General features: G+C 73.0%; 19 protein-coding genes. 9 read left to right on the forward strand and 10 right to left on the reverse strand.

Annotated elements, in window-relative coordinates; translation table 11 throughout:
- Positions 1-4: 4 nt before the first annotated feature.
- Complete coding sequence (locus H4F90_RS13315; RefSeq protein ID WP_182665385.1) at positions 5-1,420, reverse strand: FAD-binding oxidoreductase; 1,416 nt, start codon at positions 1,418-1,420, stop codon at positions 5-7.
- 125 nt (positions 1,421-1,545) lie between these two features.
- On the opposite strand from H4F90_RS13315, the gene H4F90_RS13320 reads away from it, so the two are divergent.
- A complete protein-coding gene (locus tag H4F90_RS13320) occupies positions 1,546-2,157 on the forward strand; it encodes a cob(I)yrinic acid a,c-diamide adenosyltransferase (protein ID WP_182665387.1) in 612 nt (203 codons plus the stop codon).
- 25 nt (positions 2,158-2,182) lie between these two features.
- Here H4F90_RS13320 and H4F90_RS13325 read toward each other — a convergent pair whose 3' ends face one another.
- From H4F90_RS13325 to rsmI, 5 genes are all read right to left on the reverse strand, one after another.
- Positions 2,183-2,584: a VOC family protein gene (locus tag H4F90_RS13325; protein ID WP_182665389.1), complete on the reverse strand. Its 402-nt coding sequence runs from the start codon at positions 2,582-2,584 to the stop codon at positions 2,183-2,185.
- 59 nt (positions 2,585-2,643) lie between these two features.
- A complete protein-coding gene (locus H4F90_RS13330) occupies positions 2,644-3,765 on the reverse strand; it encodes a 3-deoxy-7-phosphoheptulonate synthase (RefSeq protein WP_182665391.1) in 1,122 nt (373 codons plus the stop codon).
- A 278-nt stretch (positions 3,766-4,043) separates the two neighbouring features.
- Entirely contained in the window at positions 4,044-5,507 is a 1,464-nt protein-coding gene (gene tldD, locus H4F90_RS13335; RefSeq protein WP_182665393.1) for a metalloprotease TldD, read from the reverse strand.
- An 80-nt stretch (positions 5,508-5,587) separates the two neighbouring features.
- The gene (locus H4F90_RS13340; RefSeq protein ID WP_182665395.1) at positions 5,588-6,097 is read right to left on the reverse strand and encodes a PEP-CTERM sorting domain-containing protein; all 510 of its coding nucleotides are present in this window, start codon (positions 6,095-6,097) and stop codon (positions 5,588-5,590) included.
- A 162-nt stretch (positions 6,098-6,259) separates the two neighbouring features.
- On the reverse strand, positions 6,260-7,168 hold the full coding sequence (gene rsmI, locus H4F90_RS13345) for a 16S rRNA (cytidine(1402)-2'-O)-methyltransferase (protein ID WP_407926191.1): 909 nt from the start codon (positions 7,166-7,168) through the stop codon (positions 6,260-6,262).
- A gap of 35 nt (positions 7,169-7,203) precedes the next feature.
- Between rsmI and H4F90_RS13350 the strand changes: the two genes are divergently transcribed.
- From H4F90_RS13350 to H4F90_RS13360, 3 genes are all read left to right on the forward strand, one after another.
- Complete coding sequence (locus H4F90_RS13350) at positions 7,204-7,593, forward strand: YraN family protein (protein ID WP_182665397.1); 390 nt, start codon at positions 7,204-7,206, stop codon at positions 7,591-7,593.
- 126 nt (positions 7,594-7,719) lie between these two features.
- Positions 7,720-8,316 (forward strand): phosphoheptose isomerase, encoded by a 597-nt coding sequence (locus H4F90_RS13355; RefSeq protein WP_182665400.1) that lies wholly within the window; start codon positions 7,720-7,722, stop codon positions 8,314-8,316.
- On the forward strand, positions 8,313-8,960 hold the full coding sequence (locus H4F90_RS13360) for a BON domain-containing protein (protein ID WP_182665402.1): 648 nt from the start codon (positions 8,313-8,315) through the stop codon (positions 8,958-8,960). The genes H4F90_RS13355 and H4F90_RS13360 overlap by 4 nt, the downstream gene beginning before the upstream one ends.
- Positions 8,961-9,024: 64 nt before the next feature.
- Here H4F90_RS13360 and H4F90_RS13365 read toward each other — a convergent pair whose 3' ends face one another.
- The 3 genes from H4F90_RS13365 to H4F90_RS13375 are packed head-to-tail and all read right to left on the reverse strand — an operon-like array spanning position 9,025 to position 12,179.
- The gene (locus H4F90_RS13365; protein WP_182665404.1) at positions 9,025-9,933 is read right to left on the reverse strand and encodes an NAD(P)-dependent oxidoreductase; all 909 of its coding nucleotides are present in this window, start codon (positions 9,931-9,933) and stop codon (positions 9,025-9,027) included.
- A gap of 35 nt (positions 9,934-9,968) precedes the next feature.
- Complete coding sequence (locus H4F90_RS13370) at positions 9,969-11,102, reverse strand: PilT/PilU family type 4a pilus ATPase (RefSeq protein WP_182665406.1); 1,134 nt, start codon at positions 11,100-11,102, stop codon at positions 9,969-9,971.
- 33 nt (positions 11,103-11,135) lie between these two features.
- Positions 11,136-12,179: a type IV pilus twitching motility protein PilT gene (locus tag H4F90_RS13375; protein ID WP_182665408.1), complete on the reverse strand. Its 1,044-nt coding sequence runs from the start codon at positions 12,177-12,179 to the stop codon at positions 11,136-11,138.
- A gap of 63 nt (positions 12,180-12,242) precedes the next feature.
- On the opposite strand from H4F90_RS13375, the gene H4F90_RS13380 reads away from it, so the two are divergent.
- From H4F90_RS13380 to H4F90_RS13390, 3 genes are all read left to right on the forward strand, one after another.
- Positions 12,243-12,953, forward strand: a complete 711-nt coding sequence (locus H4F90_RS13380; protein WP_182665410.1) for a YggS family pyridoxal phosphate-dependent enzyme — start codon at positions 12,243-12,245, stop codon at positions 12,951-12,953.
- A 188-nt stretch (positions 12,954-13,141) separates the two neighbouring features.
- Entirely contained in the window at positions 13,142-16,282 is a 3,141-nt protein-coding gene (gene putA, locus H4F90_RS13385) for a bifunctional proline dehydrogenase/L-glutamate gamma-semialdehyde dehydrogenase PutA (RefSeq protein WP_182665412.1), read from the forward strand.
- Positions 16,263-16,619, forward strand: a complete 357-nt coding sequence (locus tag H4F90_RS13390; protein WP_182665414.1) for a 5-carboxymethyl-2-hydroxymuconate Delta-isomerase — start codon at positions 16,263-16,265, stop codon at positions 16,617-16,619. The genes putA and H4F90_RS13390 overlap by 20 nt, the downstream gene beginning before the upstream one ends.
- A 36-nt stretch (positions 16,620-16,655) precedes the next feature.
- Here H4F90_RS13390 and H4F90_RS13395 read toward each other — a convergent pair whose 3' ends face one another.
- On the reverse strand, positions 16,656-17,354 hold the full coding sequence (locus H4F90_RS13395; RefSeq protein WP_182665417.1) for a fumarylacetoacetate hydrolase family protein: 699 nt from the start codon (positions 17,352-17,354) through the stop codon (positions 16,656-16,658).
- A 122-nt stretch (positions 17,355-17,476) separates the two neighbouring features.
- Between H4F90_RS13395 and proC the strand changes: the two genes are divergently transcribed.
- Together proC and H4F90_RS13405 are read left to right on the forward strand one after the other, a co-directional pair.
- Positions 17,477-18,298, forward strand: coding sequence for a pyrroline-5-carboxylate reductase (gene proC / locus H4F90_RS13400; RefSeq protein ID WP_182665419.1), 822 nt, complete (start codon positions 17,477-17,479; stop codon positions 18,296-18,298).
- A gap of 12 nt (positions 18,299-18,310) precedes the next feature.
- Positions 18,311-19,081: a class II glutamine amidotransferase gene (locus H4F90_RS13405; protein WP_182665421.1), complete on the forward strand. Its 771-nt coding sequence runs from the start codon at positions 18,311-18,313 to the stop codon at positions 19,079-19,081.

Consider the following 19,081-nt stretch of genomic DNA (forward strand, 5'->3'; position numbering starts at 1 on the left):
CCGCTCAGCCTGCGGCCGCGAAGATCTTGCCGGGGTTGAAGAGCCCCCGCGGATCCAGCGCCTGCTTGATCGCGCGCATCAGGGCCACCGACTCCGGCCCGATCTCATCGAGCAGGAAGCCCTGCTTGTGCAGGCCGATGCCGTGCTCGCCGGTGCAGCTGCCTTCGGCCGCCAGCGCGCGGGCCACCAGGCGCGCGTTCAGTGCCTCGGCGGTGTCGCGCTCGGCCGCGGAGGCCGGGTCGATCAGGTAGCCCAGGTGGAAGTTGCCGTCGCCGACATGGCCGACGATGAAGTAGGGCAGGCCGCTGGCCTCCACGTCCGCAATCGCGGCCTCGATGCAGGCGGCCAGGCGCGAGACCGGCACGCAGCTGTCGGTGGTGATCGCGCGGCAGCCCGGCCGGCTCTGGAGGGCGGCGTGATAGGCCCGGTGGCGGGCCGTCCACAGCCGGCGACGGGCCTCGGGCGTGCTGGCCCAGTCGAAGTCGCTGCCGCCGTGCTCGGCGGCCAAGGCCTGCACGGTCTCGGCCTGCTCGCGCACGCCGGCCGGGCTGCCGTGGAACTCCATCAGCAGCATCGGCGCCTCGCGCAGGTTCAGGCCGTCGTGGCGCTTGACCGCGCGGATGGCATGCGGATCGAGCAGCTCGCAGCGCGCGATCGGCAGGCCCATCTGGATGAGTGCGATGGCCGTCCGCACCGCCGCGTCGACACTGGGAAAGTGCGCGACCGCCGCGCTCACCGCCTCGGGCAGGGGATGCAGCTTCAGCGTGATCTCGGTGATCACGCCCAGCGTGCCCTCGCTGCCGACGAAGAGCCGGGTCAAGTCGTAGCCGGCCGAGGACTTGCGCGCCCGCGTGCCCGTGCGCACCGCGCGGCTGCCCTGCGCGGCATCGGCCACCACCACGCGCAGACCCAGCACGTTCTCGCGCATGGTGCCGTAGCGGACGGCATTGGTGCCGCTGGCCCGGGTGGCGCACATGCCGCCGATCGTCGCGTTCGCGCCGGGGTCGATGGGGAAGAAGAGGCCGGCATGGCGCAGCGCCTCGTTGAGCTGCTCGCGGCTCACACCCGGCTGGACGGTGGCCGTCAGGTCCTCGGGGTCAATCCGCAGGATGCGGTTCATGCCGTTCAGGTCCAGGCTCAGCCCGCCCTGCACGGCCAGCAGATGGCCTTCGAGCGAGGAGCCCGCACCGAAGGGGATCAGCGGCAGGCCATGGTGCTGGGCCAGGGCGACGGCAGCCAGCACATCGGCCTCGTCGGCGCAGAACAGCACGGCCTGGGGCGGCTGCGGGTCGAAGGGCGATTCATCACGACCATGCTGCAGGCAGACCGCAGTGGCGGTGGAGAGGCGCTCGCCGAAGCGCTCGCGCAGCGCCGCGAGCGTCAAGGCGGACAGGGGCGGCAGATCGGCGGTATCGGGCATCGGAACAGCTCTCCGGCAAGGCCCGGATGATGCGGCCCGCCCGCCGGGCCGGCCATCGGCAGGCACCCGGGCCGGCGCTTGGCCCTGCGGCTGCCGGCGGCGGGCCGAGCAGGGACACTCCGTGCATGGGACACCGACTCACACAGATCGCCACACGCACGGGCGACGACGGCTCCACCGGCCTGGCCGACGGGCGCCGCGTCGCCAAGGACCACCTGCGCATCCACGCCCTCGGCGATGTCGACGAACTCAACTCCGCCCTGGGCCTGCTGTTGAGCGAGCCCCTGCCCGGGCGGGTCCAGCAGCAACTCGTCGAGGTGCAGCACCAGCTCTTCAACCTCGGCGGCGAGCTGGCCATCCCCGGCTCCAGCCTGCTGCAGGCCGACGCGGTGATCGCGCTGGACCTGGCCCTGGCCGAGCACAACGCCAGCCTGCCGCCGCTGAAGGAGTTCATCCTGCCCGGCGGCTGCCGCGCCGCGGCGCTGGCCCATGTCGCCCGCACGGTGGCGCGCCGGGCCGAGCGCTCGGTCGTCGCCCTGGCCCACATGGAGGTGCTCAACGATGCGCCGCGGCAGTACCTGAACCGCTTGTCGGACCTGCTCTTCGTGCTGGCCCGGGTGCTGAACCGCCAGGGTGCGGGCGCGCCGGGGCGGGACGTCTACTGGCAGAGCCAGCGCCTGGCGGCCGAGGCCGGTGGCGGGGCCGACAGCGACGGCGGCGGAGACGGGGGCGACTGAGGTCCGGCCCGGCGCCCCGGCGCGATCAGCGGTAGTGACCGTGGCGCTCCAGGATCTCGATCTTGTAGCCGTCCGGGTCCTGGATGAAGCAGAAGCGCGCCAGCAACTGCTCGCCGTCCTTGAACTCCTTGACCGGCGTGGGCGCATGGCCGAGGGCGCTGATCCGTGCGTGCTCGGCCGCGACGTCGTCCACCACCACCGCCACATGGCCATAGCCCGTGCCGTGGGTGTAGGGCTCGCTGCGACCCTTGTTGAGCGTGAGCTCAAGCTCGAAGTCGGCGGCCTCGTTGCGCAGGTAGACCAGGCTGAAGTCCGGGAAGTCCAGCGTGTGGGCGGGCTTCAGGCCCAGCACCTCGGCATAGAAGCGCTGCGAGCGCTCCAGGTCGAGCACGCGGATCATGGTGTGGATGAACTTGGGGGCAGTCATCGGGGGCTCCGGGGCAGCAAGGGAAAGGGCCGCTCGCGCGGCCCTTCCGGTGATCGCGCTCAGCGCGCGCGGCGGGCCTTCACGGCCTCGGCCAGCGTGGCCAGCACGGCAGCCGAATCGTCCCAGCCCAGGCAGGCGTCGGTGATGCTGCAGCCGTAGGCCAGCTCGGCCGGATCGTCCTTGCCCGGGGTGAACTTCTGGTTGCCCGGGTTCAGGTGGCTCTCGACCATGACGCCAAAGATCTGGCGGCTGCCGCCGGCCATCTGGGCGGCGATGTCGCGTGCGACCTCGATCTGCTTCTGGTGCTGCTTGCTGCTGTTGGCATGCGAGCAATCGACCATCAGCGAGGCCGGCAGCTTGGCTGCGGCCAGGTCGGCGCAGGCGGCGGCCACATGCTCGGCGCTGTAGTTCGGCGCCTTGCCGCCGCGCAGGATCACGTGGCAGTCCGGATTGCCCTTGGTCTCGACGATGGCGACCTGGCCGTTCTTGTGCACCGACAGGAAGTGGTGCGGGCGCGAGGCCGACTGGATCGCATCGGTGGCGATGCGGATGTTGCCGTCGGTGCCGTTCTTGAAGCCGATGGGCGCGCTGATGCCGCTGGCCAGCTCGCGGTGGACCTGGCTTTCGGTCGTGCGCGCGCCGATCGCGCCCCAGGCGATCAGGTCGCCGATGTACTGCGGGCTGATCACGTCCAGGAACTCGCTGCCGGCCGGCAGGCCCAGGCGGCCGATCTCCAGCAGCAGCTGGCGGGCCATGCGCAGGCCCTCGTCGATGCGGTAGCTCTCGTCGAGGTAGGGGTCGTTGATCAGGCCCTTCCAGCCGACCGTGGTGCGCGGCTTCTCGAAGTACACGCGCATCACCACCTCCAGCTCGCCGGCGTACTGATCGCGCAGCGGCTTCAGGCGGCGGGCGTAGTCCAGCGCGGCGGCGGGGTCGTGGATCGAGCAGGGGCCGATGATGACCAGCAGGCGATCGTCCTGGCCCTGCAGGATCTGGCGGATGTTCGCGCGGGTCTGCGCGACCAGGTTCTCCACCGGCGTGCCGCGCACCGGGAAGAAACGGATCAGGTGCTCGGGCGGGGGCAGGGGCACAACATTGGCGATGCGCTCGTCATCGGTCTGGCTGGTCTTGTCCACGGGCGGGGTCCAGCCCTCGGGCGCGTGGGTGTTGATGGCGTTCATCGGACGGGTCCTCGTCGGGTCAGGTCGGGCAGGAATCGGGTCGGGGCTACAAGGCGCGCATGAAAAAAGACCGCCGGGGCGTGGGCCCCGGCGGTCTTGAGGATTCGGTCGCGCTGTCGTCGCTTACAGGCTGGCCTCTCCTCCGCCGGGGCGGTGCGAGATCCCAAAGTAGCCAAAAAAGTAGAGCGTCGACATGGCTGGGATGCTAGCACGCAGGCTGGCGGACCCGGCTCGGGGCAAGTGCTAGCGCGGCGGTCGAGCGGCTCAATCGCTGCGACTCAGGCGGTGCCGCCCACCGTCAGCCCGTCGATGCGCAAGGTCGGCTGGCCGACGCCCACCGGCACGCTCTGACCTTCCTTGCCACAGGTGCCGACCCCCTCGTCCAGCGAGAGATCGTTGCCGATCAGGCTGACGCGGGTCAGCGCATCCGGGCCATTGCCGATCAGGGTCGCGCCCTTGACCGGGTAAAGGATCTTGCCGTTCTCGACCCACCAGGCCTCGCTGGCCGAGAACACGAACTTACCGCTGGTGATGTCGACCGAGCCGCCGCCGAAGTTGCTGGCATAGAGCCCGCGCTTGAGGCTGCCGATGATCTCCTCGGGCGACCTGTCGCCAGCCAGCATGTAGGTGTTGGTCATGCGCGGCATGGGCAGGTGGGCGTAGCTCTCGCGCCGGCCGTTGCCGGTGGGCGCCACGCCCATCAGGCGGGCATTCATCGCATCCTGGATGTAGCCCTTGAGGATGCCGTCTTCGATCAGCACATTGCGCTGGCTGGCGCAGCCCTCGTCGTCCACATTGAGGCTGCCGCGGCGGTCGGGCAGGGTGCCGTCGTCGAGCACGGTCACGCCCTTGGCCGCGACGCGCTCGCCGACGCGGCCGGCGAAGGCGCTGGAGCCCTTGCGGTTGAAGTCGCCTTCCAGGCCGTGGCCGATGGCCTCGTGCAGCAGGATGCCGGGCCAGCCGGGGCCGAGCACCACGCTCATCGAACCGGCCGGCGCCGGGCGGCTCTCCAGATTGGTCAGCGCGGTCTGCACCGCGCGCTCGACATAGCCGCTCAGCACCGCCTCGTCGAAATGCGTCAGGCTGAAGCGGCCGCCGCCGCCGCTGCTGCCCTGCTCGCGGCGGCCGGCCTGCTCGGCGATCACCGTCAGCGAAAGCCGCACCAGGGGCCGCACATCGGCCGCACGCGTGCCGTCGGCCCGGGCAATCAAGACCACGTCGTACTCGGCGGCCACGCTGGCCATCACCTGCACGATGCGCGGATCGCGGGCGCGGGCCATGCGCTCGACTTTCTCGAGCAGGGCCACCTTCTGCGCCGAGTCGAGCGTGCCGATGGGATCCATGGGCGCATAGAGCACGCGGCTCTTGGCCACCTTGCCGGCACGGGCCAACTTGACCTTGCGGCTCTGGCCGGCCGCGGCGATGGTGCGCACGGTGCGGGCGGCATCCTGCAGCGCGGCTTCGGAGATCTCGTCGCTGTAGGCGAAGGCCGTCTTCTCGCCCGCCACGGCGCGCACGCCGACGCCCTGGTCGATGCCGAAGCTGCCGCTTTTGACGATGCCCTCCTCCAGGCTCCAGCCCTCGCTGCGCGTGTGCTGGAAATAGAGGTCGGCGTCGTCGATGCGGTGCTCGCCGATGGTCGCCAGGGCCCGGGCCAGCGCCCCCTCGTCCAGGCCGAAGGGTTCGAGCAAGAGGGACTGGGCGATGCCCAGGCGTTCGAGGGTGGGGTGGCGGGCGCTCATGCGATCGATTCTAGGCAGGCGCCTGCCGCTTCCCGGCCGGCCCGCCCGATGGCCGCAATCGGCACGGGCCGGGGCGCGCCTCAGGGCGCGGGACGGAAGCGGAAGTTGTCCATGGCGAGGTGGTTCCAGTCCTTGCCATTGCTGCCGAAGGCGATCGCCACCATGTCCACCGGGCCCGTGTAGGGCGGCTTGAAGAGTGTCGGCGTGGCCGTGAAGCGCATGCGGTCCTTGCTGCTGTTCACGCCGCTGTAGACCGTCTGGCCCTTGTAGTAGAGGACGAACCAGAAGAAGCCGGCCGCATCGACGCCCCGGCGGCTCCAGTAGTCGGCGCCGTCGAAGTAGAACGCCTTGCCGTCGAAGCGACGGGCGAACAGGCTGGTGCCGGAGGCCGAGGTGTAGACGCTCGGCTTGTCGGCGGTCTTGATCGCGTACCAGCTCGCGCCCCACTGGAAGCCCTGGTAGGGCGTCGGGACCTGGATGTTGGCCTGCAGGTCGTTGAAGGTGATCGTCTCGGCCCGGGCGGCGGGGACGGCCAGCGCGGCGAGCAGCGGCAGCACGGTCAGCAGGGAGGAACGGCGGATGGCGGTCATGGGGTGGCCCTCGGGCGGTTGGTGCCCTCACCACGCAGGCTGCGGGCCCGGCCCGGTTCCCCGAAGAATCAAGGACTTGGCATGCAGCCCGGGCGGGGATCCGGCCCCGTCGGGTCAAATCCCCCACAAAGGTCTGGGGCATTTACCCCAGGCCGCCCCCGCTCAGCCTGGGCTGCGACGGGCCAGTGCCGCCGCGTACAGGGCCTTGCGCGGCAGGCCATGGGCTTCGGCACTGAGGGCGGCGGCCTGTTTCAGCGGCAGCTCGCGCAGCAGCAGGTCCAGCAGGCGCAGGGCCTCGGCCGGCAGGGCCTCGGCGGCAGCCTCCGCCGCCGGCTCGGCATGCAGCACCAGCACGAACTCGCCGCGCTGGCGGTTCGGGTCGGCAGCCAGCCAGGCCGGCAGCTCGGCCAGCGGCCCGGTCACCAGGGTCTCGAACTGCTTGCTCAGCTCGCGGGCCAGGGTCAGGCGGCGGGTCGGCAGGGCGGCGGCCAGCGCGGCCACCAGGGCCTCGATGCGGTGCGGCGCCTCGAAGAACACCTGGGCCTCCTCGGTCGCGGCGGCCAGGGCCTGGATCTCGCGCTCGCGGGCCTGAGCCTTGGGCGAAAGAAAGCCAAGGAAGCGGAAGCCGCGGGCCTGCGTGTCGCCGGCGGCGCTGAGGACCGTCAGCACCGCGCTGGGGCCGGGCAAGGGCATGACCCGCAGGCCGGCGGCCTGCACGGCCGCGACCAGGCGCGCGCCCGGGTCGCTGACGGCCGGCGTGCCGGCATCGCTGGCGTAGGCGATGCGCTCGCCCGCCCGCAGGCGCTGCACGATCTGTGCGGCCGCCTGGGCTTCGTTGTGCTCGTGCACGGCGATCAGCGGCCGCTCCAGGCCCAGGTGGTGCAGCAAGCCAGCGGTCACGCGGGTGTCTTCGCAGGCCACGGCATCGACACGGCCAAGCAGGTGGATCGCGCGCAGGCTCAGGTCGGCCAGGTTGCCGATCGGCGTGGCGACTACGTAGAGGGTGGCCGGCGGATACTGCTGGGCACCGGCCGCCTCGGCGGCGGCCTGCTGGATCAGGAGAGGGTTCACGCAGGCGGCACCGGCCGGAGGGAGGGGAGAAGGCGATGAGCACACCCGTCAAGAGGCCCTCGCGCCAGCAGCTCGGCGCCGCGGCGGAGGACCGCGCGCTGGCCCATCTGCAGGCCGCCGGCCTGCGGCTGCTGGCGCGGAATTATCGAGTCGCCGCCGGCCCGCGGGCGCGCGGCGGCGAGATCGACCTGATCCTGCGCGCGCGCGACGGCACGGTTGTCTTCGTCGAGGTCCGCCATCGCGCCGACGCCCGCCATGGCGGCGCCGCCGCCAGCATCGGCGCGACCAAGCAGGCACGGCTGATCTTCGCGGCACGCCACTGGCTGCAGCGCCAGGCCGGCGCGCTGCCGCCCTGTCGCTTTGATGTGGTCGCCATCGACGGCGAAGCCCTGCAGTGGCTGCAAGCAGCCTTCGACGCCTCCTGACACGGCCGGGGCGCCGGCCGGCCTTGGCATGCGAACAAGTGAGCGCACGCCTACAGCCTCAGGCCGCAAGAACCCGACGCGCGGGCGGGAACCGGGGCGTCATGGGCCGGCTCGTATGATCCCGTCATGCTTGAACAAAGAATCCAGCGTCAGTTCTTCGACAGTGCCGACCTGAAATACCAGGCGGCCGAAGCCCTGTCGCGCCCGATCGCCGACGCGGCCCAGGCCCTGCTGGGCAGCCTGACGGGCGGCGGCAAGGTCCTGGTCTGCGGCAACGGCGGCTCGGCCGCCGACGCGCAGCACTTCGCGGCCGAGTTCGTCGGCCGCTTCGAGCGCGAACGCCCCGGCCTGGCCGCGATCGCGCTGACCACCGACAGCTCCATCCTCACCGCGATCGCGAACGACTATGCCTACGAGCAGGTCTACGCGAAGCAGGTGCAGGCCCTGGGCCAGCCCGGCGACGTGCTGATCGCGATCAGCACCAGCGGCAACTCCGCCAATGTGCTGGCCGCCGTGCGGGCCGCGCACGAGCGCGAGCTGACGGTGATCGCGCTGACCGGCCGCGGGGGTGGCGCACTCGCCACCGCGCTGGCCGACACCGATGTCCACATCTGCGTGCCCCACGAACGCACCGCGCGCATCCAGGAGGTCCATCTGCTGACCTTGCACTGCCTCTGCGACGCGGTCGACCATCAACTGCTAGGCGAACAGGATCCCGCATGAACCCCCGTCTCCGATCGCTCCTCCTCTCCACCCTCGGCGCGGCCAGCCTGGCGGCCAGCCTCTCGGCCTGCGTGCCGCTGATGGTCGGCGGTGCGGTGGGCACCGCACTGGTCGCCACCGACCGCCGCACCTCCGGCGCGCAGCTGGAGGACCAGGGCATCGAGCTCAAGGGCGGTCAGCGCCTGCGCGAGATCCTGGGCGAGCGCGGCCACGTCAACCTGACCAGCTTCAACCGCACGGTGCTGATCACGGGCGAGGTGCCGACGGCCGAGGACAAGGCCGCGGTCGAGCGTGCGGTCGGCCAGCTCGACAACGTCAAGGGCGTGGTGAACGACCTCGGCATCGGGCCGGTCAGCTCGATCGGCGCGCGCTCCAACGACGGGCTGATCACCACCAAGGTCAAGGGCCGCTTCGTCGAATCCCAGGACCTGCTGTCGAACGCCGTCAAGGTCGTGACCGAACGCAGCGTCGTCTACCTGATGGGCCGCGTGACCGAGCGCGAGGCCAAGCGCGCGACCGACCTGGCCCGCGGCACCACCGGCGTGCAGAAGGTCGTGACCGTGTTCGACCTGATCAGCGAGGACGAGCTGGCCCGCATCAGCGCCCCCGCCCCGAGTTCCGCCGCCACGCCGAGCAAGCCCTGAGCCTGAGCGCGGCGGGCCACCCGCCCCCACCCCCCAGGGCCCGCCTCGGCGGGCCCTGCGCGTTTCAGCGCAGGCGCTGGATCAGGCTGGAGGTGTCCCAGCGGCCCCCGCCCTGGGCCTGCACATCGCCGTAGAACTGGTCGACCAGGGCCGTGACCGGCAGGCGCACGCCCTGGCGGCGGGCCTCGTCCAGCACCAGGCCCAGGTCCTTGCGCATCCAGTCGACGGCGAAGCCGAAATCGAAGCGGCCCTCGACCATGGTCGGGCCGCGCTGGTCCATCTGCCAGCTCTGCGCCGCGCCCTTGCCGATGACGCCGAGCACGGCCTTCATGTCCAGGCCGGCCTTCTCGCCGAAGGCAATCGCCTCGGCCAGGCCCTGCACCAGGCCGGCGATGGCGATCTGGTTGACCATCTTGGCGAGCTGGCCCGAGCCGGCCGGGCCGAGCAGGGTGACGGCCTTGGCGAAGGCCATGGCGACCGGCTGGATGCGCGCGAAGACCTCGGGCGCGCCCCCGCACATCACCGTCAGCGCGCCATTGAGCGCGCCGAGGTTGCCACCCGAGACCGGCGCATCGACGAAGCCCAGGCCGCGCGCCGTGGCCGCGGCGTCCAGCTCGCGGGCGATGTCGGCCGAGGCCGTGGTGTGGTCGACGAAGACCGCGCCCGGCGCCATGCCGTGGAAGGCGCCGTGCGCGCCGAGCGTGACCTCGCGCAGGTCCGCGTCGTTGCCGACGCAGGCGAAGACGATGTCGGCGCCAGCCGCCGCCTCGCGCGGCGTGGCCGCGCTCGCACCGCCGTAGGCGGCCACCCATTCGGCGGCCTTGGCCGCGGTGCGGTTGTAGACCGTGACCGCATGGCCCGCACGGGCCAGGTGGCCGGCCATGGGATGGCCCATCACGCCCAGGCCGAGGAAGGCGACCCGGCGGGCGGGGGTGGCGTCGTAGGTCTTGGCGGCGGCGGGCGGGAAGCTCATGGTCGATCGTCAGGCGAGAGGCGGGGCCTCGGACCTTACATGATCGTCAGATGCTCGGTGCCTGCGGCCAGGTCGGGATTGCGCGCCTGCCCGCTGTGCAGCTTGATCTGCAGCCGCAGGTCGTTGAGCGAGTCGGCATGGCGCAGCGCATCCTCGTAGCTGATCTGCTGCGCCTCGTGCAGGTCGAACAGGGCCTGGTCGAAGGTCTGCATGCCGGCCTCGCGCGAACGCTTCATCAGCTCCTTCAGCGCGGCCACCTCGCCCTTGAAGATCAGGTCGGCCGCGAGGGGCGTGTTCAGCAGGATCTCCACCGCCGCGGCGCGGCCCCCGCCGGCCCGCGGCAGCAGGCGCTGCGAGACCATGGCGCGCAGATTCAGCGACAGGTCCATCAGCAGTTGCGCATGGCGCTCCTGGGGGAAGAAGTTCAGCACCCGGTCCAGGGCCTGGTTGGCGCTGTTGGCATGCAGGGTGGCCATGCAGAGGTGGCCGGTCTCGGCGAAGGCGATCGCATGGTCCATGGTCTCGCGGTCGCGGATCTCGCCCATCAGGATCACGTCGGGTGCCTGGCGCAGGGTGTTCTTCAGCGCAGCCTCCCAGCTGTCGGTGTCGAGCCCGACCTCGCGCTGGGTGACGATGCAGTTCTTGTGCGGATGCACGAACTCGATCGGGTCCTCCACCGTCACGATGTGACCGTGGCTGTGGGTGTTGCGATGGTCGACCATGGCGGCCAGCGTCGTGCTCTTGCCCGAGCCGGTCGCGCCGACCACGATCACCAGGCCGCGCTTGCTGAGCGTGATGTCCTTGAGCACCGGCGGCAGGCCCAGGCCGTCAAGCGTCGGCAGCGTGCTGGGGATGGTGCGCAGCACCAGGCCCACCTGGCCCTGCTGCAGGAAGGCATTCGCGCGGAAGCGGCCGATGTCCTTGGGCGCAATCGCGAAGTTGCACTCCTTGGTCTTCTCGAACTCGGCGGCCTGGCGGTCGTTCATCACGGCGCGGGCCAGGGCCAGGGTGTGCTGGCCGCTCAGGGGCTGGGCCGAGACCTTGGTCATCACGCCGTCGATCTTCATCGCGGGCGGGAAATCGGCGGTCAGGAACAGGTCCGAACCCTTGCGCGCGAGCAGCAGGCGCAGCAGGTCGGCGATGAAGCGGGCGGCGGCATCACGCTCCATCGTGCAACTCCCTCGGGCAGGCGGTGCGGCGGCTCACAGCGGGAAGCTCTCGGGCGACTTGGCCTTGCTGCGCGCCTCGGGCAGGCCGATCTGCTTGCGCCGCACCAGGTCGGCCAGGGCCTGGTCGAGCGTGACCATGCCCTGGCCGGCGCCGGTCTGCATGGCGCTGTACATCTGCGCGATCTTGTTCTCGCGGATCAGGTTCCGGATCGCCGGCGTGCCGAGCATGATCTCGTGCGCCGCCACGCGGCCCTGGCCGTCGAGCGTCTTGCACAGGGTCTGCGAGATCACCGCGACCAGCGATTCCGACAGCATGGCGCGCACCATGTCCTTCTCCGCCGCCGGGAAGACATCGACGATGCGGTCCACCGTCTTGGCGGCGCTGCTGGTGTGCAGGGTGCCGAAGACGAGGTGGCCGGTCTCGGCCGCGGTCAGGGCCAGGCGGATGGTCTCCAGGTCGCGCATCTCGCCGACCAGGATGGCATCCGGGTCCTCGCGCAGCGCCGAGCGCAGTGCGTTCGCGAAGCTCTGCGTGTGCGCGCCCACCTCGCGCTGGTTGACCAGGCACTGCTTGCTCTCGTGCACGAACTCGATCGGGTCCTCCACCGTCAGGATGTGGCCGTGCTCCTGCTCGTTCAGGTGGTTGACCATGGCCGCCAGCGTCGTGCTCTTGCCCGAACCGGTCGGGCCGGTCACCAGCACCAGGCCGCGCGGCTTCAGGGCCAGCTCGCCGAAGATGCGCGGCGCGCCCAGCTGCTCCAGCGTCAGCAGCGTGCTGGGGATGGTGCGCAGCACCGCGCCCGGGCCGCGCTGCTGGTTGTAGGCATTCACGCGGAAGCGCGCCAGGCCCTGCAGCTCGAAGGAGAAGTCGATCTCCAGCCGCTCCTCGAAGACCTTGCGCTGGGCATCGTTCATGATGTCGTAGACCATCGCATGGACGGCCTTCGCATCCAGCGCGTCCATGCTGATCCGGCGCACGTCCCCGTGCACGCGGATCATCGGCGGCAGCCCCGCCGACAGGTGCAGGTCCGAAGCCTTGTTCCTGACCGCGAAGGCCAGCAGTTGGGTGATGTCCATGGTCCATGGGCCCGGCTGCTTGGCGCCGACCCCTGTCGACCCCTTCTTCCCAGGCACCGTACCGTGATCGACCGCAAGCGACAAGAACTGAAGGCGCGCATCGCCGCCGCCTGCCGGCAGGCCGGCCGGCCCGAGGACAGCGTCACGCTGCTGGCCGTCAGCAAGACCCAGCCCGCCGAGGCCGTGGCCGCCGCGCTCGCCGCCGGCCAGCAGGCCTTCGGCGAGAACTATGTGCAGGAGGCGCTCGACAAGATCGACGCGCTGATCGCCGACCGCGAGCGCCTGCAATGGCATCTGATCGGCCCGCTGCAGAGCAACAAGACCCGCGTCGTGGCCGAGACCTTCGACTGGGTCCACAGCATCGACCGGCTGAAGATCGCCGAGCGCCTGTCGGCCCAGCGCCCGGTCGGCCTGCCGCCGCTCGACGTCTGCCTGCAGGTCAATGTCAGCGGCGAGGCCAGCAAGAGCGGGGTCGAACCTGCCGCGCTGCCGGCCCTGGCCCATGCCGTGGCCGCCCTGCCGCGACTGCGGCTGCGCGGCCTGATGAGCATCCCCGAGCCGGTCGAGGGCCTGGCCGCGCAGCGCCTGCCGCATGCGCGGCTGCGCGCGCTCTTCGAGCAGCTGCGTGCCGAGGGCCTGCCGCTGGACACCCTGTCCATGGGCATGAGTGCGGACCTGGAAGCCGCCGTGCTCGAGGGCGCGACGATGGTGCGCCTCGGCACCGCCCTGTTCGGCGCGCGCGCGCCGCGGGCGGGCGCCCAGGCCGCCGGCTGAGGCCCGGGCGCCCGCCGCCGCCACCGGTTCCCGCGGGACGCCCCGGGCCCCTCCGGCTCTCGCGCCGGCACCCCGCCCCCCGCAGGTCACCGCGCACGCCGATTGCTGGAACGCCGGGGCGCCACAGCGCATCCATGTGCTCATCCGCCCGGCCTGCCGACCGGGCCTGCGACCTGGAGGGACCGCCCATGCCCGCCCTGCCCCCGGACCGCCTGCCCCACCCGCAGCGCGACGCAGCGACCGCACGCGAGGCGCTGGTGGCCCGGCTGGGCCCGCTGCCCGACCGCGAAGCCTTGCGCGCCCGCGCCCGCGGCTGGATCGAAACCCTGCGCGCCGCGCCGCCCGCGCCCTGGGCGGTCGAGACCCTGCTGCGCGAATTCCCGCTCAGCCGACCCGAGGGCCAGGCCCTGATGCGCCTGGCCGAGGCCCTGCTGCGCGTGCCCGACGCCGCCACCGCCCTGGCGCTGACGGCCGACCAGCTCGGCCACGCGGACTTCGCCGCACCCGCCGGCCACGCCGCCCCGGCCCTGGCCCGTCTGGGCGCCCAGGCCCTGCAGCTGGCGCAGGCCCTGCTGCCCGATGGCGAACCGGCTGGCGCGCCGCTCTGGCGCCGGCTCGGCGGGGCGGGCGTGGTGGCCGCCGCCCTGCGCGGCGTGCAGCTGCTCGGCCGGCAGTTCGTGCTCGGCCGCACGCTGGACGAGGCCCTGGTCGAAGCCGCCCGGCTGCGTCGCAGCCAGCCGCCCGGCGCGCCCCCCCTGCGCTTCAGCTTCGACATGCTCGGCGAGGGCGCGCGCGGCGAGGCCGACGCCCAGCACCACGCCCAGGCCTACCAGGCCGCCGCCCGGCGCCTGGCCGAGGGCACGACCCGGGGGCCGGGCGGCGCAGCCGGGCGCGACAGCCTGTCGGTCAAGCTCAGCGCCCTGCATCCGCGCTTCGAGGCCCTGCAGGGCACGCGGGTGGTGGGCGAACTGGTCGACCGCCTGCGGCCGCTGCTGGACACGGTCGCCACAGCCGGCCTGGGCCTGACGATCGACGCCGAGGAAAGCGAGCGGCTCGAAGGGCAGCTCGGCGTGCTCGAAGGCCTGATCGACCACGCCGCCCGCCGCCATCCCGGCTGGGACGGCCTCGGCCTGGCCGTGCAGGCCTACCAGACCCGCGTGCTGGCCACGGTGGACACCCTCGCCGAACTGGCCTGCCGGGCGCCCGTGCCGGGCGGGCTGGCGCTGAACGTGCGCCTCGTCAAGGGCGCCTACTGGGATGCCGAGATCGGCCGCGCCCAGGCCCTGGGCCTGGCGGAATTCCCGGTCTGGGCGCGCAAGGCCGACACCGACCTGGCCTACCTGGCCGCGGCCCGGGCGCTGATCGGCCATGCACCGCGGCTGCGGCCGCAGTTCGCCACCCACAACGCGCTGAGCCTGGCCGCCGTCGCCGCCCTGGCCGCAGACGCCGGCCTGGCCCCGGCGGAGCTGGAGCTGCAGCGCCTGCACGGCATGGGCGAAGCCCTACACCGTCTGCGCCAGGCCGAGCCGGATGCGCCGCCGCTGCGGGTCTACGCCCCGGTGGGCGGCCACCGCGAGCTGCTGGCCTACCTGGTGCGGCGCCTGCTGGAGAACGGCGCGAACGCCGCCTTCGTGCACCAGCTGGGCGACCCGGCCGTGCCGCTGGACGTGCTGCTGCGCCTGCCCGACGACATCGCCCCGGCCGAGGACCCCCAGCCCCCGCCCGTCCGCGGGCCGGCGCTGCTGCAGGACCTCGGCCCCACGCCTCGCCGCAACGCGCGCGGGCTGGACCTGGCCGTGGCGGCCGAGTTCGCACCGCTGCTCGCCCGCTTCGAGCAGGCCCATGCGCCACAGGCCGACGGCCGCCCCACCCTGCCCCCCGCCCCGGCCGACACCCCCTGGGCCGCAGCCGACACCGCGCTGGCCACGCTGCACGCCGCCCAGCCCGCCTGGGATGCCGTGCCGGTGGCGCGCCGCGCCGCGGTGCTCGACGCCCTGGCCGACGCGCTGGAAGCCGACCCCGCCCCCTGGTGCGCCCTGCTGGTGGCCGAGGCCCGCAAGACCTGGCCCGACGCCCTGGCCGAGTGGCGCGAGACCATCGACTTCGCCCGCCACTACGCCGTCAGCGCGCGCCAGCTCTTCGCCCCCCGGGCCCTGCCGGTCCCCAGCGGCGAGCAGAACACCCTGCGCCTGCACGGCCGTGGCGTCTGGCTATGCATCAGCCCCTGGAACTTCCCGCTGGCGATCTTCGCCGGCCAGCTGCTGGCCGCGCTGGTGGCCGGGAACACGGTGGCTGCCAAGCCGGCCGAGGCCACGCCGCGGATCGCCCAGGCCCTGGTCGACACCCTGCACCGCGTGCTGCGCGCGCAGGGCCTGCCGACGGCGGTCGTCCACCTGCTGCCCGGCCCCGGCCCCCGCCTGGGCGCGGCGCTGGCGGCCGATGCGCGGGTCGCCGGCGTGGCCTTCACCGGCTCCACCGCCACGGCCAAGGCCCTGCAGCGCACGCTGGCCGCCAGGCCGGGGCCCATCGTCCCGCTGATCGCCGAGACCGGCGGGGTCAACGCCATGATCGTGGACTCCACCGCCCTGCCCGAGCAGGTGATCGACGCCGTGCTGCACAGCAGCTTCCGCTCGGCCGGGCAACGCTGCTCGGCCCTGCGGCTGCTCTGCCTGCAGGCCGAGACGGCCGAGCCGCTGCTCGCGCAGCTGGAGGACGCGATGCGCAGCCTGCGCCTGGGCGCACCCGAGGATCCGGCCACCGACGTCGGCCCGGTGATCGATGCCCGCGCCGCCGCCCGCCTGGCCGAACAGGCGGCGCGGCTGGATGCCCTGGGCCCCTGCCGGCTGCGCCTGCCGCGGCCCGCGGGCAGCCCGCCGGAGCTCGTCGCGCCCGGCCTGTGGGCGCTGCGGCGGGTGGCCGATCTGCAGGAGGAAATCTTCGGCCCGCTGCTGGCGGTGACGCGCTGGGGCCCGGGCACCGAGGCGCCCGACCTGGACGCCCTGCTCGACCAGATCCAGGCCCTGGGCTGGGGCCTGACCCTGGGCCTGCAGAGCCGCATCGACGGCCGGGCAGCCCACCTCGCGCAGCGCCTGCGCATCGGCAACGTCTACGTGAACCGGCCGATGACCGGCGCCGTCGTCGGCATGCAGCCCTTCGGCGGCGAAGGCCTGAGCGGCACCGGGCCCAAGGCCGGCGGGCCCTACACCCTGCTGCGCTATGCGAGCGAACGGGTGCTGACGGTCAACCGCGCCGCCGCCGGCGGCGACCTGGGCCTGCTGGCCGGCGGCTGGGCGCGGCACACTGCCGGCCATGCCCCACCTGATCCTTGAATCGACGCTGGCGCCGGAGGCGCTGGACCCGCGCGCCCTGCTGCAGGCCCTGCAGCGCCAGCTGCTGTCCAGCGGCGTCTTCGACGGCCCCGACATCAAGGGCCGGGTGCTGCCGCTGGGCCCGCATCAGGTCGGCGACGGCCAGGGCCCGCAGGCCTTCGTGCATGTCACGCTGAAGCTGCTGGCCGGGCGGCCACCCGCGGTCCGGCAGGCGCTGGCGCAGGGCCTGCTCGATACCTTGTCCGCGCAGCCCGGCCTGGCCGGGCGCGGCGTGCAGCTTTCCGTCGAGCTGCTGGAGCTGGACCCGACGGTCTACGCGAAGCGGGCCGCGTCCTGAGCCAAGGGAGGGGGCGGCCCGGGCGCCGGCCGCCGCTCAGGCCGGCGGGCCGATCTGCAGGCTGAGCGTGGCCAGGCCCTCGATGCCGGCCTCGACCCGGTCGCCCGGCTGCAGGGGGCCGACGCCGGCCGGCGTGCCGGTGAAGATCAGGTCGCCCGGCGCCAGCCGCACCAGGCGCGAGAGGTGGGCGATCACCTCCGGCACCGACCAGATCATCTGCGCGAGGTCGCCGCTCTGGCGCCGCTGGCCGTTCACGTCCAGCCAGATCGCGCCCGCCTCCGGAGGCGGCCGCCCGGCCAGCGGCCGCAGCGGCGTGCAGGGCGCGGAGGCGTCGAAGCCCTTGGCCATGTCCCAGGGCCGGCCGCTGCGCTTGGCCTGCTCCTGCAGGTCGCGGCGGGTCAGGTCCAGGCCCAGGGCGTGGCCCCAGACGCAGTCGCGGGCGCGGGCCTCGTCCAGATCGGCCCCGCCGGCCCCGAGGGCGACGACCAGCTCGACCTCGTGATGCAGCTGCGCGGTCTGCGGCGGAAAGGGCAGGCTGCCTTCGGCCGGCACGACGGCGTCGGCCGGCTTGCTGAAGAAGAAGGGCGGCTCGCGGTCGGGGTCGCTGCCCATCTCGCGGGCATGGTCCGCATAGTTGCGGCCGACGCAGAAGACGCGGCGGATCGGGAAGCGCTGCACGCTGCCGGCGATCGCCAGGCTGGGCGTGGCGGGGGGGACGAAGGCGAAATCGACCATGGGCGCGCTCCGAGGGGCAGGGAAAACCGGGCTGCGGCTCATGCTAGCGCGGCGCCCGGCCGGCCAGGGCGCGCGGCTTGCCTAGACTCGCTGTCTTCGACCTTCCGTGCCCGAGCTGCGCCATGTCCTCTTCCTCCTTCCCGACCATCGCCTTCATCGGCGGCGGCAACATGGCCAGCGCGCTGATCGGCGGCCTGCGCCGCCAGGGGCACCCGGCCGAGGCCCTGGTCGTCGTCGAGCCGCATGCGCCCCAGCGCGAGCGCCTGGCCGCGGAGCACGGCCTGCAGGCCCTGGCCGCACCCAGCCCGGCGCTGGCGGCAGCGCAAACCGTGGTCTGGGCGGTCAAGCCCCAGGTCTTTGCCGAGGCCGCCGCGCCCTGCCGCGCGCTGGTGGCCAGCGCGCTGCAGCTCAGCGTGATGGCCGGCATCCGCAGCGAGACCCTGGTCGCCGCCACCGGCAGCGAGCGCGTGGTGCGGGCGATGCCGAACACGCCGGCGCTGATCGGCCAGGGCATGGCCGGGCTGTATGCGCGGCCGGCCGTCAGCGCAGCGGAACGCGCCGCCATCGACGCCCTGCTCGCACCCACCGGGCAGACGCTGTGGGTCGCGCAGGAAGCGCAGCTCGATGCGGTCACGGCCCTCAGCGGCTCGGGCCCGGCCTATGTCTTCCTGGTGCTGGAGGCGCTGATCGCCGGCGGCGAGGCGGTCGGCCTCAGCCCCGCGCAAGCCCGCGCCCTGGCCCTGCAGACCCTGGCCGGCGCGACCGCGCTGGCCGCGCAGTCGGATGAAGCGCCGGCCGTGCTGCGCGAGCGCGTCACCTCCAAGGGCGGCACCACCTTCGCCGCGCTGGAGGTGATGCGGGCCGGCGGCCTGGCCGAAACCATCGTCCGCGCCGTGCAGGCTGCTGCCGCACGGGCCGAGGAACTCGGCCGGCCGGCCGCCTGAGGGCCGGGCCCCATGTGCCAACTGCTGGGCATGAGCGGCCGCCGGCCGACCGACATCCAGTTCAGCTTCACCGGCTTCGCAACGCGTGCCGAGGAGCACAGGGACGGCTTCGGCGTCGCCTTTTTCGAAGGGCGTGGCCTGCGCTGCTTTGTCGACACGCGCAGCGCGGCGGACTCGCCGGTGGCCGCCCTGGTGCGGCAGTACCCGATCAAGAGCCGGGCCGTGCTCGCCCACATCCGCAAGGCCACCCAGGGCCGGGTGGCGGTGGAGAACACCCACCCCTTCGTGCGCGAGCTCTGGGGGCGCCACTGGGCCTTCGCGCACAACGGCAACCTGGTCGACTTCCAGCCCAAGCTGCATGCGGCCTTCCGGCCGGTCGGCGAGACCGACAGCGAGCGGGCCTTCTGCTGGCTGATGCAGGAGCTGGCCAAGTCCCACGCGAGCCTGCCGACCGTGCCAGCACTGACCGAGACCCTGCGCGAGCTGGCCCCGCAGATCGCCCGCCACGGCAGCTTCAACTTCCTGCTGAGCCAGGGCGACGCACTGTGGGCCCATGCCAGCACCCAGCTGCACTGGGTGGTGCGGCAGCCGCCCTTCGGCGCCGCACGGCTGCAGGACGCCGACCTGACCGTGGACTTCGCGCAGCTGACGACGGCCGAGGACCGCGTCGCCCTGGTGGCCACCCAGCCGCTGACCTGCGACGAAGCCTGGACCCCCTTCCGACCCGGGGAGCTGCGGGCCTTCGTCGACGGCGCCCCGCAAGCGCAAGACGACCTTCGCTGA

The organism is Aquariibacter albus, assembly GCF_014145335.1.
Lineage (GTDB): Bacteria > Pseudomonadota > Gammaproteobacteria > Burkholderiales > Burkholderiaceae_C > Aquariibacter > Aquariibacter albus.

Coding starts and splice junctions, on each gene's coding strand:
- H4F90_RS13315 (WP_182665385.1), bottom strand. CDS start 1,420: ATGCCCGATACCGCCGATCTGCCGCCCCTGTCCGCCTTGACGCTCGCG.
- H4F90_RS13320 (WP_182665387.1), top strand. CDS start 1,546: ATGGGACACCGACTCACACAGATCGCCACACGCACGGGCGACGACGGC.
- H4F90_RS13325 (WP_182665389.1), bottom strand. CDS start 2,584: ATGACTGCCCCCAAGTTCATCCACACCATGATCCGCGTGCTCGACCTG.
- H4F90_RS13330 (WP_182665391.1), bottom strand. CDS start 3,765: ATGAACGCCATCAACACCCACGCGCCCGAGGGCTGGACCCCGCCCGTG.
- tldD (WP_182665393.1), bottom strand. CDS start 5,507: ATGAGCGCCCGCCACCCCACCCTCGAACGCCTGGGCATCGCCCAGTCC.
- H4F90_RS13340 (WP_182665395.1), bottom strand. CDS start 6,097: ATGACCGCCATCCGCCGTTCCTCCCTGCTGACCGTGCTGCCGCTGCTC.
- H4F90_RS13350 (WP_182665397.1), top strand. CDS start 7,204: ATGAGCACACCCGTCAAGAGGCCCTCGCGCCAGCAGCTCGGCGCCGCG.
- H4F90_RS13355 (WP_182665400.1), top strand. CDS start 7,720: ATGCTTGAACAAAGAATCCAGCGTCAGTTCTTCGACAGTGCCGACCTG.
- H4F90_RS13360 (WP_182665402.1), top strand. CDS start 8,313: ATGAACCCCCGTCTCCGATCGCTCCTCCTCTCCACCCTCGGCGCGGCC.
- H4F90_RS13365 (WP_182665404.1), bottom strand. CDS start 9,933: ATGAGCTTCCCGCCCGCCGCCGCCAAGACCTACGACGCCACCCCCGCC.
- H4F90_RS13370 (WP_182665406.1), bottom strand. CDS start 11,102: ATGGAGCGTGATGCCGCCGCCCGCTTCATCGCCGACCTGCTGCGCCTG.
- H4F90_RS13375 (WP_182665408.1), bottom strand. CDS start 12,179: ATGGACATCACCCAACTGCTGGCCTTCGCGGTCAGGAACAAGGCTTCG.
- putA (WP_182665412.1), top strand. CDS start 13,142: ATGCCCGCCCTGCCCCCGGACCGCCTGCCCCACCCGCAGCGCGACGCA.
- H4F90_RS13390 (WP_182665414.1), top strand. CDS start 16,263: ATGCCCCACCTGATCCTTGAATCGACGCTGGCGCCGGAGGCGCTGGAC.
- H4F90_RS13395 (WP_182665417.1), bottom strand. CDS start 17,354: ATGGTCGATTTCGCCTTCGTCCCCCCCGCCACGCCCAGCCTGGCGATC.
- proC (WP_182665419.1), top strand. CDS start 17,477: ATGTCCTCTTCCTCCTTCCCGACCATCGCCTTCATCGGCGGCGGCAAC.
- H4F90_RS13405 (WP_182665421.1), top strand. CDS start 18,311: ATGTGCCAACTGCTGGGCATGAGCGGCCGCCGGCCGACCGACATCCAG.